The organism is Dapis hubbardiae BLCC-M172 (assembly GCF_050016015.1).
Classification (GTDB): Bacteria; Cyanobacteriota; Cyanobacteriia; order Cyanobacteriales; family Microcoleaceae; genus Trichodesmium.
Window position 1 is genome coordinate 1 of record NZ_JBNHEQ010000277.1, and the last position, 21,548, is coordinate 21,548.

Genomic DNA, 21,548 nt, shown 5'->3' on the forward strand with positions numbered 1-21,548 from the left:
TCTATTTAAAATTATAGATTGAGAGTAGGGGAGTAGGGGAGCGGGGGAGTGGGGGTAGGGACGTTGCATAAGGGCGTCCCTACGGGAGTGTGGAGAGATGGGGAGATGGGGTGTATTAGATATCTGCCACTCATCCCATCATCAAATCAATTATTACCCATTTTTTATCAATTAATTCTCCCTCCAACCTATTTCTTGGAGATACGCTTAGGGCTTCTATACCAGTTTACCCAATAATAACCATTTGATATTTTTTCAATAACCGTAAAACTGGTTTAATCAGTGCCTTCTGTTCAGTCAAATTATTAGAGCCTTAGAAATTCAGGCTAAGTTTGAAGAATATAAGGCCAAGTTGAACAGTAAGTCTGAAGGCCAAGAAAAAGAACAGACTGGAAAGTTGACTAACTTAGTCCATTCTGGGACTGTGGCCTTTACTCTGAGGCGGTTATTTCCTTTGCTAAAATCTAACTGTGTTGATTAAAAACCTGATTTAACGTTGTAGAGTAATCTAAATATCGCTGTCAGGACTAGCATCAAAAGAATCCTTGCTTTGTCCAAAAAATATTAATAATTACACCGAATGTCCAATATTTACTTTGATTCAGAAAACAATTCCAAATCCTTTGAGTTACCAGGCGCGAGGCCACATTATAACCCTGACCGTCCAGGTCAAGTAGAACATATTTTCCTCGATCTAGAACTTGACATTCCTCACAAAAGTTTTCACGGCACTTGTACTATTACCTTGAACCCTGTCAGGAGTAGCATTGATAAATTAACTCTTGATGCAGTTGACCTAGAAATTAACTCTGTTAAAATCAACGATACAGAACAAACCTTTGACTATGATGGCAACGAATTAAACATTTATCTACAACCAGTCACCACAACAGGTCAAAAAATTCAAGTAGCGATCGCCTACAGTTCCAATAACCCACAACGAGGTCTCTATTTTACTACTCCCGACAAACATTATCCAGACAAACCAACCCAAGTTTGGACTCAAGGGGAAGATGAAGACTCTCGTTACTGGTTTCCCTGCTTCGACTATCCTGGTCAACTCTCAACTTCAGAAATTCGCGTCAAAGTACCTCAGAAATTTATTGCTATTTCTAATGGTGAACTTATCCACACTGAAGAGAGTGAAGAAGATAAAATTTATCACTGGATGCAAAAACAAGTTCATCCTACATATTTAATGACTTTAGCAGTAGGTAAGTTTGCGGAAATTCAAGATGAATGGAATGGTATTCCTGTAACCTATTATGTCGAGAAAAAACGCCAAGATGATGCTCGGCGCACTATGGGCAAAACTCCACAAATGATAGAATTTTTTAGTCAGGAATTTGGCTATAAATATCCTTATCCTAAATATGCTCAAGTTTGCGTCAATGATTTTATTTTTGGCGGTATGGAAAATACCTCCACAACTTTACTGACAGACAGATGTTTATTAGATGAAAGAGCTGCTTTAGATAACTATAATTCTGAAAGTTTAGTTGCTCACGAACTTGCACATCAATGGTTCGGAGATTTGATAGTAATTAAACATTGGTCTCATGCTTGGATAAAAGAAGGAATGGCTACCTATTCCGAAGTATTATGGACGGAACACGAGTATGGTCAAGATGATGCTGCTTATTATCTTTTGAAGGAAGCTCGAAGTTATATTGCTGAGGATAAAGGTCGCTATCGTCGCCCTATTGTGACTAATGTTTATCGAGAAGCAATTGAGCTTTATGACCGCCATCTTTATGAAAAAGGTGGTTGTGTTTATCACATGATTAAAACAGAATTAGGAGCTGAATTATTTACTAAAGCTATTCATAATTTTGTGCAAAGTAATGCTCATAAAACTGTTGAGACTATTGATTTATTAAGAGCAATTGAACAGGCAACTGGAAGGAATTTATTATCCTTATTCGATCAATATGTTTTCCGGGGTGGTCATCCAGATTATAAAGTTAATTATGCTTGGGATGGTAACAGTAAATTAGCAAAAATTACCGTCACACAAATCATACCTAAAAATGACAAAAACGGCGATGTAAGTAAAGAATTATTTGACCTAAAAATTCCTATCGCTTTTGGTTATGTCAAAGACGAAAAACCAGAATTAATTAACTTTAGTGTGCGGGTACACGAACAGGAACAAACTTTCTATTTCCCTCTTTCCGAAAAACCAAAATTTATCAGTTTTGATGTGGGTAATAATTATCTGAAAACGGTTAAACTGGAATATCCATTGGCGGAACTCAAAGCGCAATTACAATTTGATCCAGATCCTACATCTCGCATTTATGCTGCTGAAGCATTGGTGAAAAAGGGCGGTTTAGAAGTTGTAAAAGTGCTTTCAAAAGCACTGATAGATGAACCTTTCTGGGGTGTGCGGGTTGAAGTTGCTAAACAACTAGGGAAAATTAAACTAGACCAAGTTTTTGATGGTTTAGCTGTAGGTTTAAAAGACGAAGATGCTCGCGTGCGTCGTACTGTGGTGGAAGCACTAACACAAATAAAAAACAATGAAAGTTATAAGTTACTCAAGTCTCTAGTAAAAAATGGGGATGCCAGTTATTATGTGGAATCTAGTGCGGTATCTGGAATTGGAGATATTGCTGCTACCAATACTAAGTCCGAACAAAAAAAAGCAATTAAGTTATTGAAGTGGGTATTAAAAGAAAAACAGGGTTGGAATGAGGTGGTGCGTTGTGGTGCAATATCAAGTTTGAGTAAGATGAAGACTTCTGAAACTGCTCTGAAGTTGATTTTGAAATACACTGCTCCTGGTGTACCTCAACCGTTACGTTTGAATGCTATCCGCGTTTTGGGAACTATTTCTCCTGCTCAGTCTCCTGTTAATTTAGAACGAATTTTGCAACGACTGACAGAATTATCACGGGAAACGTTTTTCTTGACTCAGGTTTGTGTAGTTGCTGCCTTGTCGCAAATGGAAACTGCTGAAGCAATTGGAATATTGCAGAGTTTAGCAGACCAGACTCCTGATGGTAGGGTGCGTCGTCGAGCAGAGGAAGCAGTACAGAAGGTACAGAAAAATATTGGTTCTGACAAGGCGCTGAAACAGGTGCGTGATGAACTGGATAAGATGAAAAAGGAAAATCAGGAATTGAGGAGTCGTTTGGAAAATTTGGAAGCGAAGGCGAAAGGAAGTTAGTGCGAGCATCTTGCTCACCAGGGGAGTATGGGAGTGTGGGAGCAGTAAAAATATCAATAATATACACTCACTAGCTAATCATCACTTAGATTTTATATAAATCTAAATCCCTAGAAGCTTACTCCCAATCACTTCTAGGGATTTAGGTTTAGTTTTCTTGTGTAACGTCGTGATTATAATAATCTTCTCTACCGAACTCGTTTATTGAAAAAGATAACACCTAAAGTAACCAAGCCTATAAAAGAACTTGGTTCAGGTACTGATTCAGTCGTAGGTATTAGGGCAATAGCGTCTAAAGCAACGTCAGTCCCTAGATGAATATTGGATTTTTGGAAGATTTCTAGACTGACAGTGCTACTGGAAGGTGCTATCCAAGTGCTTTGGAAAACTTCCCACTCGCCCCTTTCTGAAAGTTCAGTTTCAGAAATGACTGGTGTACCATCTATTAGTGCTTCTAAAATAACAGGTGTACTGAAAAGTTGTGCTGCTGCAAAACTGAGAGTATAGGTTGTTCCAGCTTTAACACTAATATCTTGTCCCCACAGGACATTATTTTCACTTCCGGAACTAAAGCTATCTGCAACTAGCATATTCTCGTTGCCTTCATCGAAAGAACTGAGTTCTGGCCATGCTTGAGGCACATTACCCATAGGGTTTGAAGAAATAATGTATTCTCCTGGATTACGATCGTTTGTAGTAAAATCCCATACAGTATCTCCTCTAACGCCATCAAAGTTATAATCAGACCTAAAAGCACCTAATCTAGATTCAGAAGTATCTGCAAAACCACCATTTATAACTAAGTTAACAGCATTAGCAGCACCTGAACTAATCAGAATAGTTGATGATACAATCACAGTCAAGACAGGCAATATTTTCTCAAAATGAGTAGCCATAGAGACCTCTATTTGATAAATTAATCTATAAATATACCAAAAACTCTTGGAAATCCTATTAACTTAATGTTTTATTAAGCAAAACTTGTAGTGGATTGTTTTATCTTAAATGTTGCAATAGAAAAGTGTCTGGAGATTGCGATCCTGACGGACTGCTCCGCAAACACTGTCGTTTGCTATCGCAAAGCTGCGCTAAACGCAATGACAAATCTAATGCACTATTTTAGTTGAAACGGTCCAGTAGGGTGCGTTAGTTAAGCGTAACGCACTGAAGTATTAAACATCTCCAAAAATTAATCTTAAACTGAGAAATATTAGGCATCAAATTAATCTTAAACCTTAGTAATTATCAGGCAAAAATTTAGTTTCTGGAGATGTCTATTTGAGATATCCGGTGCGTTACGCTCGACTGTTTCATCTAAAATAGTGTATTAGGGAATCAGGTGACCCAGGGGCGGGTTTAACCATAGGGACGTTGCATAACAAAAATGCGTTTCATGTCGCGCAGCGAAACGTCCGTACAACGAGTTTTCACAGATTGTCAGATAAACCCGCCCCCAATGATATCACGCACCGTCCTAGGGGGCGGGTTTATGTAAATCTTAGAGTAAGCATGAAAATTTCTACTAAAACCCGCCCCTACTATTGCACCATTGAAGATGAAACAGTCTACTACTGGACTGAATGTGGCGATCGCTCTAACTGTAAAGTCATTGCGACTGTAACAGAGTGGAAGGTTTGCGGAGCATTCCGGAACGGATAGCAATCTCAGGAGTCTTAGATATTTCTCCCATTTATAGCAATGTGCGCTGGCATATTTACATATTACAAAGACTGTCTTAATGTAGCATTGTGTACTGTATAACCTGCATTTTCATAAATTAGGCGATATAGCTACCGCACTTGCTCCGCCAACGTCAAACACTAAAGTTTTAAGGATGGGTGTTGAGGTATTGACAATTTACAGTTTATAGTTTCAGGTATTTCTATCTTGAAAAATCAAGTTTGAGTGTTATGGTACATCCTTACAGTCAAGATTTGCGTCAACGGGCTCTTAATCTGATTATTAATGGTACGTCTATCAGTCATGTGAGTCGTTTATTAAATATAAGTCGGCCTACTCTTCATCAATGGCGAGATCGATATTTAACCACAGGCTCAATAGTTGCGCTTGGCCAATGTACCTCCTCCTCAAACATCTAAAATTAAAGATTGGGAAGAATTTGAAAAATTTGTTGAGGCTAATCACGAGCAAACTCATGCGTCAAATGGCTGGAAAATGGGGAAATTGTAGTCGTTTTACTATTAGTAGAGGTTTAAAAAAAATTGGTTTTACTCGTAAAAAAAACATATGGTTATCAAGAAAGAGACGAATTAGAAAGAGAAGAGTTCATGTTGAAACTGAATCAAATAGACAACAACTCTATTGTTTATGTAGATGAAGCCGGAATAGATAATCGGGAAGATTATCCTTATGGTTATGGAGTTAAAGGAAAAAGAGTACCAGGTATGAAGTCAGGAAAAAGGACTGAGAGAGTAAGGAGCGATTGCAGCTATAAATCAAGAAAAAATGTTTGCTCCTTTAACATTTGTAGGCAGTTGTAATCGTGTATAGCATGAGAACTGGTTGGAACATTGTTTACTACCACGCATTACACCCAGAGCAAGCGATAATAGTGGATAACGCAACGTTTCATAAGTCAGTTTTATCTACCACCTTACTCGCCAGATTTTAACAAGATAGAATGTTGGTGGTTTGTACTCAAAAATTGGATCAGACAAAGACTCAAAGAATTTAAGAATTTTAGAGACTGTGTAGATGCAGCAATCAATTGAAAATCCTCAAGTTTTTCCCTAGTGATCAAAGATATGCTATAGGAATAATTAGTGTAGTTGCTCTTTGAGACGATTCTCCAGAGGAGACGCTTCGCGAACGCTATCACACAAGGTGCGAGGGCGAGGGAGTAGTGTCAGCGATAGCAGAACGGATGCGCTCGCAACATTCATGCAACAAAGCCGTTATGAACTGTAAATTTTAAATCCATTACACGCATCCTTAAAACTTTAGTGTTTGGCGTTGGCGGAGCAAGTGCGGTAGCTATATCGCCTAATTTATGAAAAATGCAGGTCATACAGTACACAGTGCTACATCAAGACAATCTTTGTAATATGTAAATATGCCAGCGCTCATTGCTATACGTTCTTTTGTTTAATTTTTTTCATTCTATTCTCTCCCTCCCCTCTAGGGGCAAAAGCAGCAATAATATCTAAATTGCCCTCTATAACAACTTCGCTGCTTTTGCGGTTGCGCTATCATTGTTCGCCGATTACTAAAGCTGCCAAAAGCCGAAAGTTACGGAACCTTACTAAAACGATTGTAATGTTGCCCAAGTTCGACTGCCAACAATTCCATCCACAGTTAAACCATAGTATTGTTGGAATTTCTTCACAGCTTCTTCTGTTGCTACACCAAATATTCCATCAACTACCAAGGGACCAAATCTAAGAACATTTAACAGTCTTTGTAAATGTTTCACATCTTCACCAGTGCTACCAAGGGATATAGTAGGACGAGTGGTAGTTGTTTGAGTTCCAGTAAACATAATTTTCTCCTTGTTTTTTGAATTGATCAGGACTTACGCAGTAACGCTATATATAGCGTATTAATTGGTCATCATTCTAGATAAACTAACTATAATTAGTGCCGTTGTGTAAGTCCTGCTCTATATTTTTATTATCAGTGCATTCCTGGATGAATAGTAAAAATGTGCATGAGTTATCACAATTAACTTTTTATTGTGGGTGGACGTGCATTTGCTTACACATTGATTAGCAGTCAGGGGTCACATTCTGCCATAACAAAGCCGTTTTGTGAGGAGATATGGTTTAATATTTGAACTTTCACCTATTAAATTATAAATATGAAGAAAATACTATTTATTTGTAGTCAAAACCGATTACGCAGTCCTACTGCTGAAACGATATTCTCTGAATATCCAGATTTTGAGGTGGACTCTGCTGGATTGGATCGAGGTGCTGAAATTCCTTTATGCAGCGAAGCTATTCAATGGGCAGACATAATTTTTGTAATGGAAAAGTCTCATAAACGTAAACTTTCAAATAAGTTTCAGCCCTGGCTCAAAAACAAGCGAGTGATTTGCTTAGATATCAGAGATGAGTATGAATATATGCAGCCAGAGCTGGTGGAATTATTAAAGAAAAAGGTGTTGCCGTTATTAAAATAATAGAGTTATCGTTTAGGATCTAATGAGTGTGTTAGTTGAAATTCCTATAGTTTACCAAAAGGCTGTCCCCACCATTTCCATGATTCTCTATTGAATGGCGTTGGCGGAGCAAGTGCGGTAGCTACATCATTCGCTCATCAGTCTTCTCACTTTGGCCTTGCTCCACGCACATTATTCGTCTATGGGTAAGGTCTGATTCATCTAAATCTGATTCAATATTTTGGCCACATGAACTTATAGTAATAGTTGAGTTTGCCAATTGTCCTGTTTAGCAATGTTTTTAATCAAAGGTTTCACTTTATAACACAAATTCATAGAACACCACTAATGTGAATAATCTTGCCAGAAAAATTGTATTTTTGTTTTGAAGTGATTAGAAATGCACATCGGTTATGGAAAATTTCCAGAAACAGTCTTATTTAACATCCGACTTGCAATTAAGTACCATTTTCGTTACTGCAAATAAACTTAGGTTAGCATTGTTTGTAATGAAACAAGATAGGTTCTAACAAAACCATAGCTATGGCTAAGGTAGCTATCAACAAACCATTTTTTTACCAGCATTTAGTCTTCAGCTAAAATTCGGGGGTTAAAATCCTCATTATACGACTTGAAAACTGATTACTGATTGCTCTTCCAGTAATAGTGCTTTCCTGAAACAAAGCATTAATATTCTCAGCAGTTACCCTTCCTTGAGACTTCATTTCTTCCAACTTCGCCTCAAGATTTTTCACATATTCTGGATGTTCCTCTTTAGCAACGGCAACCACATCAATAATATCTTGGTTAAGTTCTGGGTTTTGATTGGCCACTGCCTCCATTTCCCGTATCGCTGCCTCAAAATCTTTAGGAAAAGGATTATCTTCTGCAGGTTTCAAAGCAGCAAAAGTATTTTCAGGCATTGCTTTTACTCTTTGCCATAACTTACCCGCTTGCTCAAAAGTCTTTTCACTTAAACCCTCCCCTGCTTTTTCCACATATTTAACTAAAAAAGGATAGGCGATCGCTGCTACACTTAATTCTATAGGTTCCATTATTTTTACCCCTTGTTAGACGATTAAAAACCACGTCTGTATATTCTGGAAGGGAAATCAAGTTTCAGTAAACTTTTCCACAGTTTTTTACATAGCTTTTGTAAAGGCCAAAGTAGCGATCGCTGCAAAAGTTAATTCTATAGGTTCTATTTTAATCAGTTATTGTTATTTGGCTTTTTAATTTTAGATTAACATACGCATCATAGAATTTATAAGAAAATAGCTCTGTCTTCCAAAAAATGTCTAAGTACCATTAATAAATATCCTCATCTTCCTCCAATAATTCTGCTTCAAAAGTTTGCACTACATCATTTAATTCAGCCTCCGGACAAGATGTAATTAACACCTCAAAAACATCTAGCAACTTCGCAGCAGTTTCTCCCAAAGTCGGACTCATTCCCCAAACATCTTGCACCCAATCTTGAGGACGTTCATCATCAAAAATCAAACGTTCTAATAATTGCTTTGCTTCTTCTTTTGATACAGACATAATTATAATTTCAACTAATAAAATCAATCTCAATAATTTTAGCAATTATATCATATCGGGTTGAATAGTTATAATTAAAGTTCGGAGTAGAGCTTTAGCCCTAAGTATAAATCTGGCTAAAGCCCGACTACAAACAAAGACTTTTTTATCATTGATTATGCGGAATAATATTACTCAATTAAAATCTAGACTATAGCCTGAATATACTAACATATAGCAATTATAAATTACTTGTAAAAAAACTGTAGGGATTTTGTTTCCAAATCCTATTTTTGTTTGGGTTTGGAGAAGAGGGTTTGGAGACCAAACCCCTACGATAAAATGTTACAACATAAGCCCGGATTGGGATTTTTCTCTTAGCTTTAAAGACGAGGGTTTGGAGACCAAACCCCTGCGATAAAATGTTATAACATTTTATCGCAGATTGGGATTTTTCTCTTAGGTTTAGAAACCAGGGTTTAAAGACGAGGGTTTGGAGACCAAACCCCTACGATAAAATGTTATAACATAAGCGCAAATTGCTATATAATAATATTTACTTCTTTTTCCCTTCTCCCTTCTTCCTTCTAATTATGAACATACCTAACTCAATTACTTTTTCTCGTCTGTTGGGAGTACCTATTATTCTTTACACTCTCAAAACTCCAACTAATCAAAATCTTTGGATATGTTTAGTTATCTTTTTAATTGCTTCAGCTACAGATTTTTTAGATGGTTATTTAGCACGAAAACTTAATCAAATTACCGACTTAGGTAAATTTTTAGATCCTTTAGTAGATAAATTATTAGTTTTAGCACCCCTATTAGCATTAATTGAATTAGGAAAAGTTCCCGCCTGGGGAGTATTTTTAATATTAGGTCGGGAGTTAACCATAGCTGGTTGGCGTGTTAATCAGACAAAAATTTCGGGAGCTAATATTTGGGGGAAATTAAAAACTGTAAGTCAAATTATCGCCATTGCTTTATTAATTGCTCCTTTACCAAAAGTTTGGGCAACTATAGCAATAGTTATGTTTTGGATTTCTGTTGCTTTAACGATAATTTCAGGGATAATTTACTTATTACCTAATCAAGAAACTAGCAATACATAAGTTTTCTTTTTCAACTAATTTTTAATATCTATTCATAATAAAAATTAATTCTGTAATAAGTAGGGTTTTGGTTTCCAAACCCCCTTGGTCTCCAAACCCCCTAGATAAGAAAACTATATTCCAGTCAATATTTAATTGCTTTTTAATGTAAATATTCAGCTATAGCAATCCTAAATAGGTTGTAATATTTTATCGTAGTGCTTTGGTTTCCCAATCCCATTTTATCTTGGGTTTGGAGACCAAACCCCTACAGTTTTTTTGATCACAAATCATTTAGGATTAGTATATTAGCTAATATTAAAAATCATCCTTAATATCCAAGAGTTTTTGACAGCCTTGGCTTTAAGCTACAATTGATGTATAATCTAAACCATAGTTGAATTAGTTAAACAAAATTACCTTTTTATAGTTAACAATAAAAAAATGAGTATATTCACACTTCAATCAGTAAAAAAAGATTTTGGCATCAAAGAAATTTTAAAAGATGCCAGTTTCAGTTTAGACCCTAGTGACAAAGTTGGTTTAATTGGTACAAATGGTTCGGGAAAATCAACTCTATTAAAAATGATTGCTGGTTTAGAACCTACAGACGGCGGTCAAATTTTAGTTAATCAAAATGTGAGGATTATTTATTTGCCTCAACAACCAGATTTAGATGAAAATAATACTGTTTTAGAACAGGTTTTTGCCGACAGTGGCGAACAAATGGCATTGGTAAAAGAGTACGAAGAATTATCAGAAAAATTAGCTCATTATCCAGAAGATGATCGGTTAATGGCGCGTTTTTCTGAAGTAACTCAAAAGATGGATTCTACTAATGCTTGGGAGTTAGAAACTAAGGCAAAAATTATCTTGAGTAAATTAGGAATTCTAGATTTTGAGGCAAAAGTTAGTAACTTATCTGGCGGTTATCGTAAACGAATTGCTTTAGCGACTGCCTTACTTGCTGAACCGGATGTTTTGTTAATGGATGAGCCAACAAACCATCTAGATGCTATGTCTGTAGAATGGTTACAAAGTTACTTAAATACTTTTTCTGGAGCAATTTTATTAATTACTCACGACCGTTATTTTCTCGACCGAGTTACTAATAAAATTCTGGAAATAGATAGAGGGGATATTTTTACTTATTCTGGCAACTATTCCTACTTTTTAGAAAAGAAAGCTTTAGCTGAAGATTCAATTGTTAGTTCTCAAAAGAAACATCAAGGTATATTACGCCGGGAATTAGAATGGTTGAAACGGGGTCCGAAGGCTCGTAGCACTAAACAAAAAGCTCGGATTCAACGCATAGAAGAAATGCAAGGCAGAGAATTTAAAGAAGCATTAGGAAAGGTGGATATTTCTACTGCTGGTCGTCGAATTGGCAAAAAGGTTATTGAGTTAGAAAATGTTTCTAAATCCTACGATAGTAGAACCTTAATTAAAGATTTTACTTATGAATTTGTGCCTGAAGATAGAGTGGGAATTATTGGTGGTAATGGTGTGGGAAAATCAACCCTAATGGATATTATTACAGGTAGGATTCAACCTGATTCTGGCAAAGTAGAAATAGGGTCAACAATACATATAGGTTATTTTGACCAACATTCAGAAAATTTGCTAGATGCTGCGAGTGAAAATCAACGAGTAATTGAGTATATAAAAGATGTGGCAGAGTATGTTCAAACAGCAGATGGTACTCAAATTAGTGCTTCTCAAATGTTGGAAAGATTTCTATTTCCAGGTACTCAACAATATGCTCCGGTTTATAAACTTTCTGGTGGGGAAAAAAGACGATTATTTCTGTTAAAAGTATTGATGAGTGCCCCTAATGTTTTGATTTTGGATGAACCAACTAACGATTTAGATGTACAAACTTTAGCAGTCTTGGAAGAGTATCTTGAAGAGTTTAATGGTTGTGTAATTGTAGTTTCTCACGATCGCTATTTTCTCGACCGAACTGTAGATAGAATTTTTGCTTTTGAAGATGTAGGAAATTTACGACAATATCCGGGAAATTATTCACTTTATTTAGATTATAAAGAAGTAGAAGCAGCAAACAAAAAATCTGTAGAAGTTGAGGAAAAGCCAAAGGAAAGTCAGTCTAAACAGCAAAAGTCAGAAAGAGTTTCTCGCGATAAGACTGGGCAAAGAAAATTATCATCAAAAGAGAAGCGAGAATATCAGAATTTAGAGAAAAAAATTGCTCAATTAGAAGCTGAAAAAGCTGAGGCAGAAAATCAACTTTATAATGCACCTCCCACAGAAGTTAGTGAAGTGCAAAAACTCCATGAAAAAGTAGAAAGTTTAGGAGAAGAAATAGATATTGCTACAGAAAGATGGTTAGAATTAGCAGAGATAGAATCTTAGTTAATAAGGAGTAGAGAGTAGGGAGTAGGGAATAGGGAATAGGAGGAAATAATTGATCGATAAGAGTGGGATAGTTGACTTTATTTTTTATTAATTATAAATAGGGCTTACCGATCTAATCTAAAAGTATTTAGATATAAAAAGTTATAGCTTTTTTAGGTCTGGAAAAAGTGCCTAATTTTCAGCTCTTTATGCTCAAAAAGTTAATATTTTGGGCAAGATTTGAGCAATAACATTACTCTCGTAGGGACGTTCCATGCAACGTCCCTACTCCACCACTCCACCACTCCTTAAAAAAGACTTTTTCAGCAGTTCCTAAATAGTCTTGCGGGATGACTGCTGAATACTTAGACGCCATTGTGCTGCTTTTAGATCTATTTCTTTAATAAAGCTATCTTTACAATTCATATAACTATCAATATCTGTAGGGTATTTTTGTGCTAAACTAAACTTTAATTCACTATATTTCTGTGCATCTTCAGGATGAGAAATCATATAATCCCGAAATGTTAAATGTCGTTCTACTTGCTTTGAATTAACTTCAAAAATATGAACATGATGAGTTCTAATACCTTCCTGATTATTTTTCCAAAAATAACGACGCCCGATAATACCAAATTCACCCATTACTTGATAACCTAGTGACTGCATTAAATAATTTCGCTCATCAACTTTTATCAGCTCCTTTACTTCAACCAATATATCAATAATTGGTTTAGCATAAATATCAGGTATAGCTGTACTACCAATATGATGTATGGTAATTATATTTTCTCCCAAAATATGATTAATTTTTTCTGCTTCTATCTGAAATTTTTCACGCCATTTTGGGTTATGCTTAACTACTTCTACTTTCCTCATAATTTTCAGAGCAGTTTGATAAATCTTTGCTAGATTATAGCAATCTTATTTGATTTGATAAATCTTTGCTAGATTATAGCAATCTTATTTGAGTTGTAATATTTTTGGTGGTAGGGGGCGATTCGCGTTTGCGTAGCATTCCGCAGGAAATCGTCCCTACAGGAGTCATAAGTTAGAATTTTCAATATTTTCTGTTAATATTAACTGTTATAAAAATTTTCACAACCAATTTAAGATTGCTATATACTTTGATAAAGTATCGAAAAACTTATTCCTTACCGAAACTTATGAACTGTCAAGAATTATTAAAAAAATACTCTCAAGAATGGCAAGCAGCAACCGTACATCCATTTTTAAATGAATGTAAATTAGGTACTATTAAACCTCAACAATTTAACACTTGGTTGGTGCAAGATTATCTATTTGTTTTGGAATTTACTCGCATGGTAGGTAGAATTTTAACTTCTGCCCCAACTTCTCATTTTGATGTAATTCTTAGCGGACTAAATGCTCTGCAAGATGAATTAAATTGGTTTAAAGATAAAGCAACAGAAAGACAATTAGATTTGAATACTAAAAAACAACTAACTTGTACAGAATATTGTGACTTTATGAATAAATTAACTGAAATGCCATACCCAATACAAGCAACTGCATTATGGGAAATTGAACTAGCTTATAATCAAGGTTGGCAATTACCTGGAGAAATGCCACCCCCTTATAATGAATTTGCTAATCGTTGGGGAAATCCAGAGTTTACAAACTATGTTAAACTACTAGAGGCACAAGCTAATGAGGTATTACAAAGTACCTCAACAATAGTAAAAAGTCAAGCTGAAGCTACTTTTTTAAATGTCGCTAGACTAGAAAAAGACTTTTGGCAAATGGCGTATAATGCCACTAATTAACTAGCTTTTAGCTATCAGCTTTCAGCTTGCCTCTTGCCTCCTGCGGAGGAGCTGCGCTAACAGAGGAACTTCGTTAACAGCTATGAGTTATTAACTCATTATCTTGGAATAAAAAATTAGTCTCCAAGTAGAATTAAAAGTAATGAATAAAAAGGTTATTAGCTTAGTCTTAGTAATTTATTACCTTGAAAAACTGAATGCTGAATGCTAATAGCTGAATGCTGAAATTAACTTTAGGAGAAATTCAAAAAATGACACGAGCTATCATGGAAACAGAAAAGGGAACAATCAACTTAGAATTGTTTGATAATGATGCTCCCAATACTGTGAAAAATTTTGTCGAATTAAGTGAAAAAGGATTTTATGATGGCTTGAATTTTCATCGTGTTATTCCTAATTTTATGATTCAAGGAGGTTGCCCTAAAGGTACGGGTACAGGCGGCCCTGGTTATAAAATTAAATGTGAAATTAATACTAATAAACATTTAGCTGGAACTTTATCAATGGCTCATGCTGGTCGCGATACAGGTGGCAGTCAATTCTTTATTTGTCACGCTCCCCAACCTCATTTAGATGGCGTTCATACAACTTTTGGAAAAACTGAAGATATGGATGTTGTAAATGCTATTAGTCAGGGTGACAAAATTCTTTCTGTGAAGATTGAGAAGTAGGTTTTTCAGAGTAGTAAAAAGCTCCTGTTTCTTTTAAATAATTCCGGGAGTAAGGAGAGAAGGAAAAATATTCTAAAGTCTCTCCTGCTCATAAGTTAGGGTTTGCTGAAAAAGTCTTTTTTAATGAGTAGGCGAGTAGTAGGCACGTTGCATGCAACGTCCGTACAGGAGTAATTTTTTTGCCCAATTATTGCTATAAATTCTAACTTTTTGAGGATGAAGAATTGAAAACCAGCTACTTTTTCTATACCTAAAAAAGCTAAAAATTTTATCTGTCAATGCTTGTATATTTAATCACCAAGCCCTAGTTAAGCATTCAGGTATTAGCAGTTAGATATTCTTCTACAATTAATAATTACTTCTTCTTATTAAGAATAGGATTAACGAAAAGGATTTTTTCTTTTTTATCCTTGAGCTCATGATTGAATACTTACCTTAAAATAACCAAGAATCAAAATAATTACCAGGTGAAGTATTATCCTGGAAAATTGAAACTTTCTCTAAATTTAAACTTGGTAATTCTTCAAGAATTTTTATCTCATTTGCTCTATCTACCAAGGGAAACGAAAACTGATAATAATTCTGCAGAATTTTAGCCTTTTCTCTAATTTCTGCTTGAGTCATAAAACCATCACGAGTACCAAAAATAATAGTATTTTTACCGCTAGTATGACAGATATAAATAGATGGAAAAACAGATTGAATAGTTTTCACATACTCCGCTTCAAAACCATTACTTTTTAATGTATTAACAACTATAACTCCAGACTCTGATAAATGGCGATCGCACAACTCATAAAATTCTTTAGTCGCTAAATTATAAGACATATAACCATTACCAAAAGCTACATCAATCATAATAATGTCATACTTAGTCTGCTGATTTTGTTGTTCTAAATATTCCCTCCCATCTTGAACTTTTACCTTTAACCTTTCATTTAATTCTACTCCGAAAAATTTCTTAGCAATTGACAATATATTAGCATCTACTTCTGTACATTCTATTGTTGCGTCTGGAAAATAGTGATGCAAAAATTGAGGAATACTACCCCCACCAAAACCTGCGATATAAATTTTTTGTGGTTGACTATTCCACAATAAAGCTAACATCATTGCCTGAGTGTAAGGAAAAATTAAATATGTAGGGTTATTCAAATTAAGTATAGATTGAACCCAATTCATTTTTAAAGTTACTTGCTCTACTAATACTAGCTGAATAATGAATTGAACTTTTTTTATAGTTAAAAAATGTATGCCAGAAGGTTGAGAAAAAATTACTCCATCTGGTTGTTCATGTAGCCAAGAAATTCTTTGTCGAATTGCTTCTAAATTTTTAGTTTGCCAATCTTTTTGATTATTCATTTCTCCCAGGGAGTTATTTCAGTTATGAGTTATTTGGCTGTTTGCGCAGCATTCCGTAGGAAAGCAGCCGGATTAAAATAGGGATTTGGAGACCAAACCCCTACAGTTTTTTGTTCAGAAATTATTTAGATTATAATTGCTATATATCTATCATTTTTCCATTTTTTAAATATTGAATTTATACATTCCTGGCTAATAATTATCAAAAAAGTTATTCTACCTGTGCTATTTATATGAAATCCGGTAGTATCTAATACTGCCAGAAACCGGGTTTGTTTTCAAGCCAAAGTTTATAAAATTTACCGAAAAATAAAGGTATAAAGCCTCTCCTTTCAAGGAGAAATAAAAAAAAATTTCCTTTTATTCAATCCTCTTCCTTTTAGGGAGAGGTAATTATCAATTATCAATTATCAATTATTGAAATCCTACAAACCCGGTTTCTTATAACACTCGGAAGCAAGAAGATTTGATATTACTTATGTAATTATACTTTCTGCCTACTCCCTACTCCCTACTCCCTAAAACTAATACAATTCATACTTTAATAATGTACAAGCTATCGGACCATTATAAACAGGAATTCTCCCAGAAGTTCTTAACCCCACCTGTTTAGATAATTCTTTATTTCCTGTCAAAATAAAAGCAGTCCAACCAGTAAAACGTTGTTTAAAAATATCCCCCAACATTTTATAAAATTTACCTAATTCTTCTACTTCTCCTAAACGCTCCCCATACGGAGGATTACAAATAATTATTCCTTTATCTGCTGGAGGTTCTAAATTAGATATATCTGTTTGGATAAACTTAATTTTATCTGCAATACCACATTTTTTAGCATTAGCACGAGCTTGAGAAAGCACTTCTAGATTTTTGTCACTTCCAACAATTATTGATTTTAATTCAGTTAATTGATTATCCTTAGCTTCTGTTAATAAATCTTCCCAAATAGACTTATCAAAATCACGCCAATTCATAAAAGAAAACTTATTTTTAAACAATCCTGGTGCAATATTTAATGCTTTTAAACTTGCCTCTAAAGGTAAAGTTCCCGAACCACATAAAGGATCTAAAAAAGGTAAATCTGGAGAATATTCTGCCATCTCCAATAAAGCTGCTGCTAAAGTTTCTTTCAGAGGAGCAAAACCCATTGCCAACCTATAGCCACGCTGATGTAAACTACTACCAGAACTATCTAAACTAAGGATACAATTTTTATGTTCAATATGAGCATTAATTAATATGTCAGGATTTTTAGTATCAATATTTGATCTATAGCGAAATTTTTCTATTTGCTGCTCAGTTATAGCATCTTTTATTTGCAGAGCAGTATAGTGAGTATGCTTTAATTTCTCATTACTTCCAGTACAGTGAACTGCCAATGTATTTTTAGGAGATATATACTTCTGCCAAGGAATTTTTTTAACTTCTTTATATAAAACATCTCGGTTAACACATCTAACTTCTGTAATAGGAACTAATACTCTAAAAATAGTTCTTGCCCATAGATTAACTCGATAAAGTAAAGTCTTATCCCCAGTGAAACTTACCCCTGTAAATTCTGGAGAAACATTTTTAGCTCCTAAACTTTCTAATTCTTGGGCAGCAATATTTTCTAACCCTTTAGCCACTTTGGCATAGTATTGATTCATTTGAGATAAGGAAGAAGGTAGAAGGAAAAAGGAAGAAAGAAAAAGACTTTAGTTATCTGGGATAGAAACTTTAAGATAAAGAAAAGTCTTAAGAAGGTGTCTTTCAATAATTAATAATTAATTATTACCTCTTCTTTTCAAGAAGAGGTAAGGTTAAAAGGAAAATTTTTTCTTTTCTTCTCCATTCATGGAGAAGCTTTATACCCATTTTTTCGGTAAAATAAACCTAAAGAAATGCCTCAAATATCTAGTATTCGGTGGGTTACGGCGGCCAGGGAAATATTATTTGATTTTGTCAGATTATTTCCGCCTTACCCTCCCCACCCTACATCAAGGGTTAATTTTTTATTTTATAGATACCTTCTAAATATGGTATATATTTTCCTAACTTTTACACATTCGAATACTAAAAAACATAATATAATTTCTCTACCTTGAACAAACCTCTTCCCTCTTCCTTTCTAAAACGGAGAACAATCTGAGATATAACTTCCACTACTATCCCTAGAAACTATATATCCTTGATATGGGTTTGTCACTTCTATAAATCTCTGGGTGCCACTACCAATTTCTTCATTTCCTGTAACTTCTATTCTTTGACCATTTTCTACTACCCCAAGTCTACGACTTGCCGAGTTGCGTGTCTCAAAAATATATAGCCCATTTGGTCTCAGTACATAACAAATTTTTGACTTAATTCTTCCTTTAGCTTGGTAATTAATTACACGTTCAGTGAGGCCATTCTGTGTTGTTGAATCTACACGATATTGGTCTGGACCAATAATATATTCAATCCCTTGTACTGGGTCATAAGCTGCCCAAGAAGTACCTCTTTTTATGGCATTACCAACAATCAACCAATCTTGCTCAGTTCCATTTTTGGGTTGACTAATGAATATATACTCACCTTTGCGAGTTTCGCAAATATTGATCTTAAAGTTTGCAGTTTCATAATTTGCTTTCTCAGAGCCATATCCATAACAGGTCTGTCCCTGCGATGGCAGAATTACAGTCCCCAACACTAAAGCCGTTGTCAAACCTCCAACGGTGGCTAATTGGTGTTTCATTGTTTCTCCCCTTTCTGCCATTGGATAGTAGCAAAGCTCAATAATTTTACCATAAGTTGAGAAAAATATCTCTCCTAAAAGAAAATAAGTCAAGTCTAATTGAATATTCTTAAGTTTCTAATAAACTTTTCTATGAAAAACTTATAGTTAAATTGTGTAAAAATTTTCAAAAGCAAATAAAAATAAGTATTTTAGACTCTTAGGTCTCTGATGATAGTAATAACAAACCTACTAAAGAATAAATTTAAAATTAGAGATAATCCATAAAGTCAGAAGGTCAAAATTATTGGGATATTGAAACTCACCACTAATTTTAATCCGCTTAAATGAAATTGATAGTGGGGGTCTTCAACCCTATTTCAATACCTGGGAAATAGAAAGTTAAATTTTCTAATTATTTCTGAAAAACTTCTGAGGGATGATATCAAATCCGGTTAAAAAGTTATGATTGCTTAAGTCAGGAGGAGTCAGAAGTCAGGAGGAGAGAGAATTACAAAGATTTAGTAGTTATAATAATTGGAGAATTTTTTTATGTCCAATCAAACGGATTTAATATGACTTCCTATTTCTGACGTAGGAGCAAAGCGATAAAATGGTTTCTGATACAATGGCCATTTATTTCCTTGTGATAACTTTATAATTGGATTTCATATAACTTTGAGATTGCTTGTCTGTTCTCCTTCGTTAGACTTGGAACAGTTGTAAGGAAAAAGTTATTTTCTCTAAAATTATCAGCAGTTATAAACCATCTATAGCAGTGCTGCGCAGGTATTCAATATTAGCAAAACCTACTTCTGGTAGAAATTGAGGTAGTTCATTGAGTTTTTGCACTGACATATATTCATTATTTTGAATAGAATTAATATCTAGTTGTTGCCTATCTTCTTCAAGATAATTATGATCAATAAGTTCTACCTCGGTGAAAGGATCAAAATTTTCCAATAGGGAGAAATTACTAATATTTAGTGAGTTAGCAATTCTTGTGTTTATTCTGGGTGTAGACTGAGCTATTAACTGTAAGTCGTCAATTTCTGTGGCATTACCAATACTGACTGACCAAGTATTTGGTGGTAATATAATTTGTGCAACTGTTTCAAATATCCTGAAACCATTATTTTCCAATGTTGCTTCTAAAGTAATTGGAGAACCTATTTCCATACCATTAATATCAAAAAAACGGACTTGATTATTTATATTTTGTGAAGCATATTTAAAAGAAAGGGTGGCTAATTCTGTTGTTTCTGTAACATTAAAGACCTCTCCTAAAGAGAAAACAATTGATTCTCCACCAGTAATACTATCAGGTTCTATCGAAGTGATAGTATTAGGAGAAAATCTAGTCCTGGGATTTTCAGGTATAAGTGCTGGGGGAGGAGTGGGAACATCATTATCAAATAATTGTAGTACAGCATTGTTGGGTGTACCAATAGTTGCATTTCCACTAATATCAGTTAATAATAAATTGACTGTTTCTGTTACTTCTACTAAATGATCATCAATAATTGGAATTGCAATGCTTTGAGATGTGGTGTCTCCATCTGCAAAGAAAATTATATTGGGGTTGGGGTTGCTATAATCTTGATTTTGTGTAGCACTGCCCTCAACAAGGTTAACTGTTGCAGTAATAATTCCATCGCTACCACCTGTACGGGTGACAGTAATTGTTGCAGTGGGAGTTCCTTCGGTGACTGTAAATATAGGATCACTAAATTGAATTGTTCCTGGGTTGGGAATTCGATAGCCAATATTTATGTTGTTGAGAGTTTGGTTTGGTAGCAGCTCAACAGTTGATTCTGGTGTTGTAATTATGGCATTAGTTGTCGGAGATACTGCTCTGACTGGATAACTATCTGGTGATAGATTAGCAAATGTGTAACTGCCTGATTCATTGGTGGTGGTTGCTGTTTCTGTTGTATCTAAGATACCATTTTGATTAAGGTCTAGGAATACGGTGACGTTGGCGAGGCCAGTTTCTCCGGTATCAAATAGTCCGTTGCTGTTAGAATCGTTGAATATTGTACCACTGATGCTACCGGGGAATATGGGGAAGTTGCCAAAGTTGACATTGGGGGTGTTTTCGTTGGCGGTGACGTTGATATTGGGGTCTGTGGTGGTTTGGGTAAAACCTGGTTGTTGAATTTCTCGGATGGTGTATGTTCCTGTTTCTATATCTTCTATAATGTAACTGCCGTCTGGGTTGGTGATGGTATTTGGTTCTCCATTATCCAGGTTGTTATTGTTGTTGATATCTATATATATGGTAAAACCTGCTAATCCTATTTCTCCTAGGTCTTGGATGCTGTTATTGTTGTCGTCCTGGAATTTGATGCCACTGATGCTGCCTGTGAGAGGGTTTGGAGGTGGGTTGACGTCGTTGTCGTTGATGGTGGCTATTCCTTGGTTGTCTGTTATGGTGGCGTTGGTGGCTGAGTTGAGGTTGAGGTTGAATGTTTCTGGTTCTTCTAGGTTGTTGTCGTCGATAATTTCTACTGTGACTGTGTCTGTGGTTGTTCCGGCGGGGATGGTGAGGCTGTCTGTGATGGCTGTGTAGTCATCTGGGGCGATGGCTGTTGAGTCGCTTGTGTTGTAGTTAAGTGTTATTTCTTGTTCGCTGGGTTGGTCTAGGGTAATGGTAAATGTGGCTGTACTATCGCCTTCGTTGACTGTGATGTCGTTGACGGTTAGATTTGGTTGTTCGTTGTCGTTGATGGTGGCTATTCCTTGGTTGTCTGTTATGGTGGCGTTGGTGG

Annotated in this window: 17 protein-coding genes and 1 pseudogene; 8 read left to right on the plus strand and 10 right to left on the minus strand. The window is 35.3% G+C overall.

Going from position 1 to position 21,548, the window contains the following annotated elements:
* Positions 1 to 580: 580 nt before the first annotated feature.
* A complete protein-coding gene (locus ACP6PK_RS25825; RefSeq protein WP_426563883.1) occupies positions 581 to 3,172 on the plus strand; it encodes a M1 family aminopeptidase in 2,592 nt (863 codons plus the stop codon).
* A 188-nt stretch (positions 3,173 to 3,360) separates the two neighbouring features.
* On the opposite strand, the gene ACP6PK_RS25830 is transcribed toward ACP6PK_RS25825, so the two are convergent.
* Entirely contained in the window at positions 3,361 to 4,068 is a 708-nt protein-coding gene (locus ACP6PK_RS25830; RefSeq protein WP_426563885.1) for a PEP-CTERM sorting domain-containing protein, read from the minus strand.
* 613 nt (positions 4,069 to 4,681) lie between these two features.
* Between ACP6PK_RS25830 and ACP6PK_RS25835 the strand changes: the two genes are divergently transcribed.
* Both ACP6PK_RS25835 and ACP6PK_RS25840 read left to right on the plus strand, forming a co-directional pair.
* Positions 4,682 to 4,831, plus strand: a complete 150-nt coding sequence (locus ACP6PK_RS25835; RefSeq protein WP_426563887.1) for a hypothetical protein — start codon at positions 4,682 to 4,684, stop codon at positions 4,829 to 4,831.
* Between the two features lie 251 nt (positions 4,832 to 5,082).
* Positions 5,083 to 5,904, plus strand: a pseudogene (locus ACP6PK_RS25840) (IS630 family transposase).
* A 530-nt stretch (positions 5,905 to 6,434) separates the two neighbouring features.
* Here ACP6PK_RS25840 and ACP6PK_RS25845 read toward each other — a convergent pair.
* Complete coding sequence (locus ACP6PK_RS25845) at positions 6,435 to 6,671, minus strand: peptidoglycan-binding domain-containing protein (RefSeq protein WP_426563889.1); 237 nt, start codon at positions 6,669 to 6,671, stop codon at positions 6,435 to 6,437.
* Between the two features lie 318 nt (positions 6,672 to 6,989).
* Between ACP6PK_RS25845 and ACP6PK_RS25850 the strand changes: the two genes are divergently transcribed.
* Positions 6,990 to 7,313 carry a low molecular weight protein tyrosine phosphatase family protein gene (locus ACP6PK_RS25850; RefSeq protein WP_426563891.1) on the plus strand — a complete coding sequence of 108 codons (324 nt, stop codon included), beginning with the start codon at positions 6,990 to 6,992 and terminating at the stop codon, positions 7,311 to 7,313.
* Between the two features lie 121 nt (positions 7,314 to 7,434).
* On the opposite strand, the gene ACP6PK_RS25855 is transcribed toward ACP6PK_RS25850, so the two are convergent.
* The 3 genes from ACP6PK_RS25855 to ACP6PK_RS25865 form a co-directional block, all read right to left on the minus strand.
* Positions 7,435 to 7,572 (minus strand): hypothetical protein, encoded by a 138-nt coding sequence (locus tag ACP6PK_RS25855; protein ID WP_426563893.1) that lies wholly within the window; start codon positions 7,570 to 7,572, stop codon positions 7,435 to 7,437.
* A gap of 316 nt (positions 7,573 to 7,888) precedes the next feature.
* On the minus strand, positions 7,889 to 8,347 hold the full coding sequence (locus ACP6PK_RS25860; protein ID WP_426563895.1) for a hypothetical protein: 459 nt from the start codon (positions 8,345 to 8,347) through the stop codon (positions 7,889 to 7,891).
* Positions 8,348 to 8,600: 253 nt separating this feature from the next.
* Positions 8,601 to 8,837 carry a hypothetical protein gene (locus ACP6PK_RS25865; RefSeq protein ID WP_426563897.1) on the minus strand — a complete coding sequence of 79 codons (237 nt, stop codon included), beginning with the start codon at positions 8,835 to 8,837 and terminating at the stop codon, positions 8,601 to 8,603.
* 572 nt (positions 8,838 to 9,409) lie between these two features.
* On the opposite strand from ACP6PK_RS25865, the gene pgsA reads away from it, so the two are divergent.
* Both pgsA and ACP6PK_RS25875 read left to right on the plus strand, forming a co-directional pair.
* Positions 9,410 to 9,928 carry a CDP-diacylglycerol--glycerol-3-phosphate 3-phosphatidyltransferase gene (pgsA, locus tag ACP6PK_RS25870; protein ID WP_426563899.1) on the plus strand — a complete coding sequence of 173 codons (519 nt, stop codon included), beginning with the start codon at positions 9,410 to 9,412 and terminating at the stop codon, positions 9,926 to 9,928.
* Positions 9,929 to 10,351: 423 nt separating this feature from the next.
* Complete coding sequence (locus ACP6PK_RS25875; protein WP_426563901.1) at positions 10,352 to 12,280, plus strand: ABC-F family ATP-binding cassette domain-containing protein; 1,929 nt, start codon at positions 10,352 to 10,354, stop codon at positions 12,278 to 12,280.
* A gap of 315 nt (positions 12,281 to 12,595) precedes the next feature.
* Here the strand turns inward: ACP6PK_RS25875 and ACP6PK_RS25880 are convergent, their stop codons facing one another.
* Entirely contained in the window at positions 12,596 to 13,141 is a 546-nt protein-coding gene (locus ACP6PK_RS25880) for a GrpB family protein (protein WP_426563903.1), read from the minus strand.
* Between the two features lie 287 nt (positions 13,142 to 13,428).
* Between ACP6PK_RS25880 and ACP6PK_RS25885 the strand changes: the two genes are divergently transcribed.
* Positions 13,429 to 14,049 (plus strand): thiaminase II/PqqC family protein, encoded by a 621-nt coding sequence (locus ACP6PK_RS25885; protein WP_426563905.1) that lies wholly within the window; start codon positions 13,429 to 13,431, stop codon positions 14,047 to 14,049.
* Between the two features lie 251 nt (positions 14,050 to 14,300).
* The gene (locus tag ACP6PK_RS25890; protein ID WP_426563907.1) at positions 14,301 to 14,720 is read left to right on the plus strand and encodes a peptidylprolyl isomerase; all 420 of its coding nucleotides are present in this window, start codon (positions 14,301 to 14,303) and stop codon (positions 14,718 to 14,720) included.
* Positions 14,721 to 15,155: 435 nt separating this feature from the next.
* Here ACP6PK_RS25890 and ACP6PK_RS25895 read toward each other — a convergent pair whose 3' ends face one another.
* From ACP6PK_RS25895 to ACP6PK_RS25910, 4 genes are all read right to left on the minus strand, one after another.
* Complete coding sequence (locus ACP6PK_RS25895) at positions 15,156 to 16,082, minus strand: spermidine synthase (RefSeq protein WP_426563909.1); 927 nt, start codon at positions 16,080 to 16,082, stop codon at positions 15,156 to 15,158.
* Between the two features lie 524 nt (positions 16,083 to 16,606).
* The gene (locus ACP6PK_RS25900; protein WP_426563911.1) at positions 16,607 to 17,731 is read right to left on the minus strand and encodes a THUMP domain-containing class I SAM-dependent RNA methyltransferase; all 1,125 of its coding nucleotides are present in this window, start codon (positions 17,729 to 17,731) and stop codon (positions 16,607 to 16,609) included.
* 461 nt (positions 17,732 to 18,192) lie between these two features.
* A complete protein-coding gene (locus ACP6PK_RS25905) occupies positions 18,193 to 18,798 on the minus strand; it encodes a hypothetical protein (protein ID WP_426563913.1) in 606 nt (201 codons plus the stop codon).
* A 738-nt stretch (positions 18,799 to 19,536) separates the two neighbouring features.
* A partial coding sequence (locus ACP6PK_RS25910) for a Calx-beta domain-containing protein (RefSeq protein ID WP_426563915.1) occupies positions 19,537 to 21,548 on the minus strand: 2,012 nt, incomplete at its 5' end.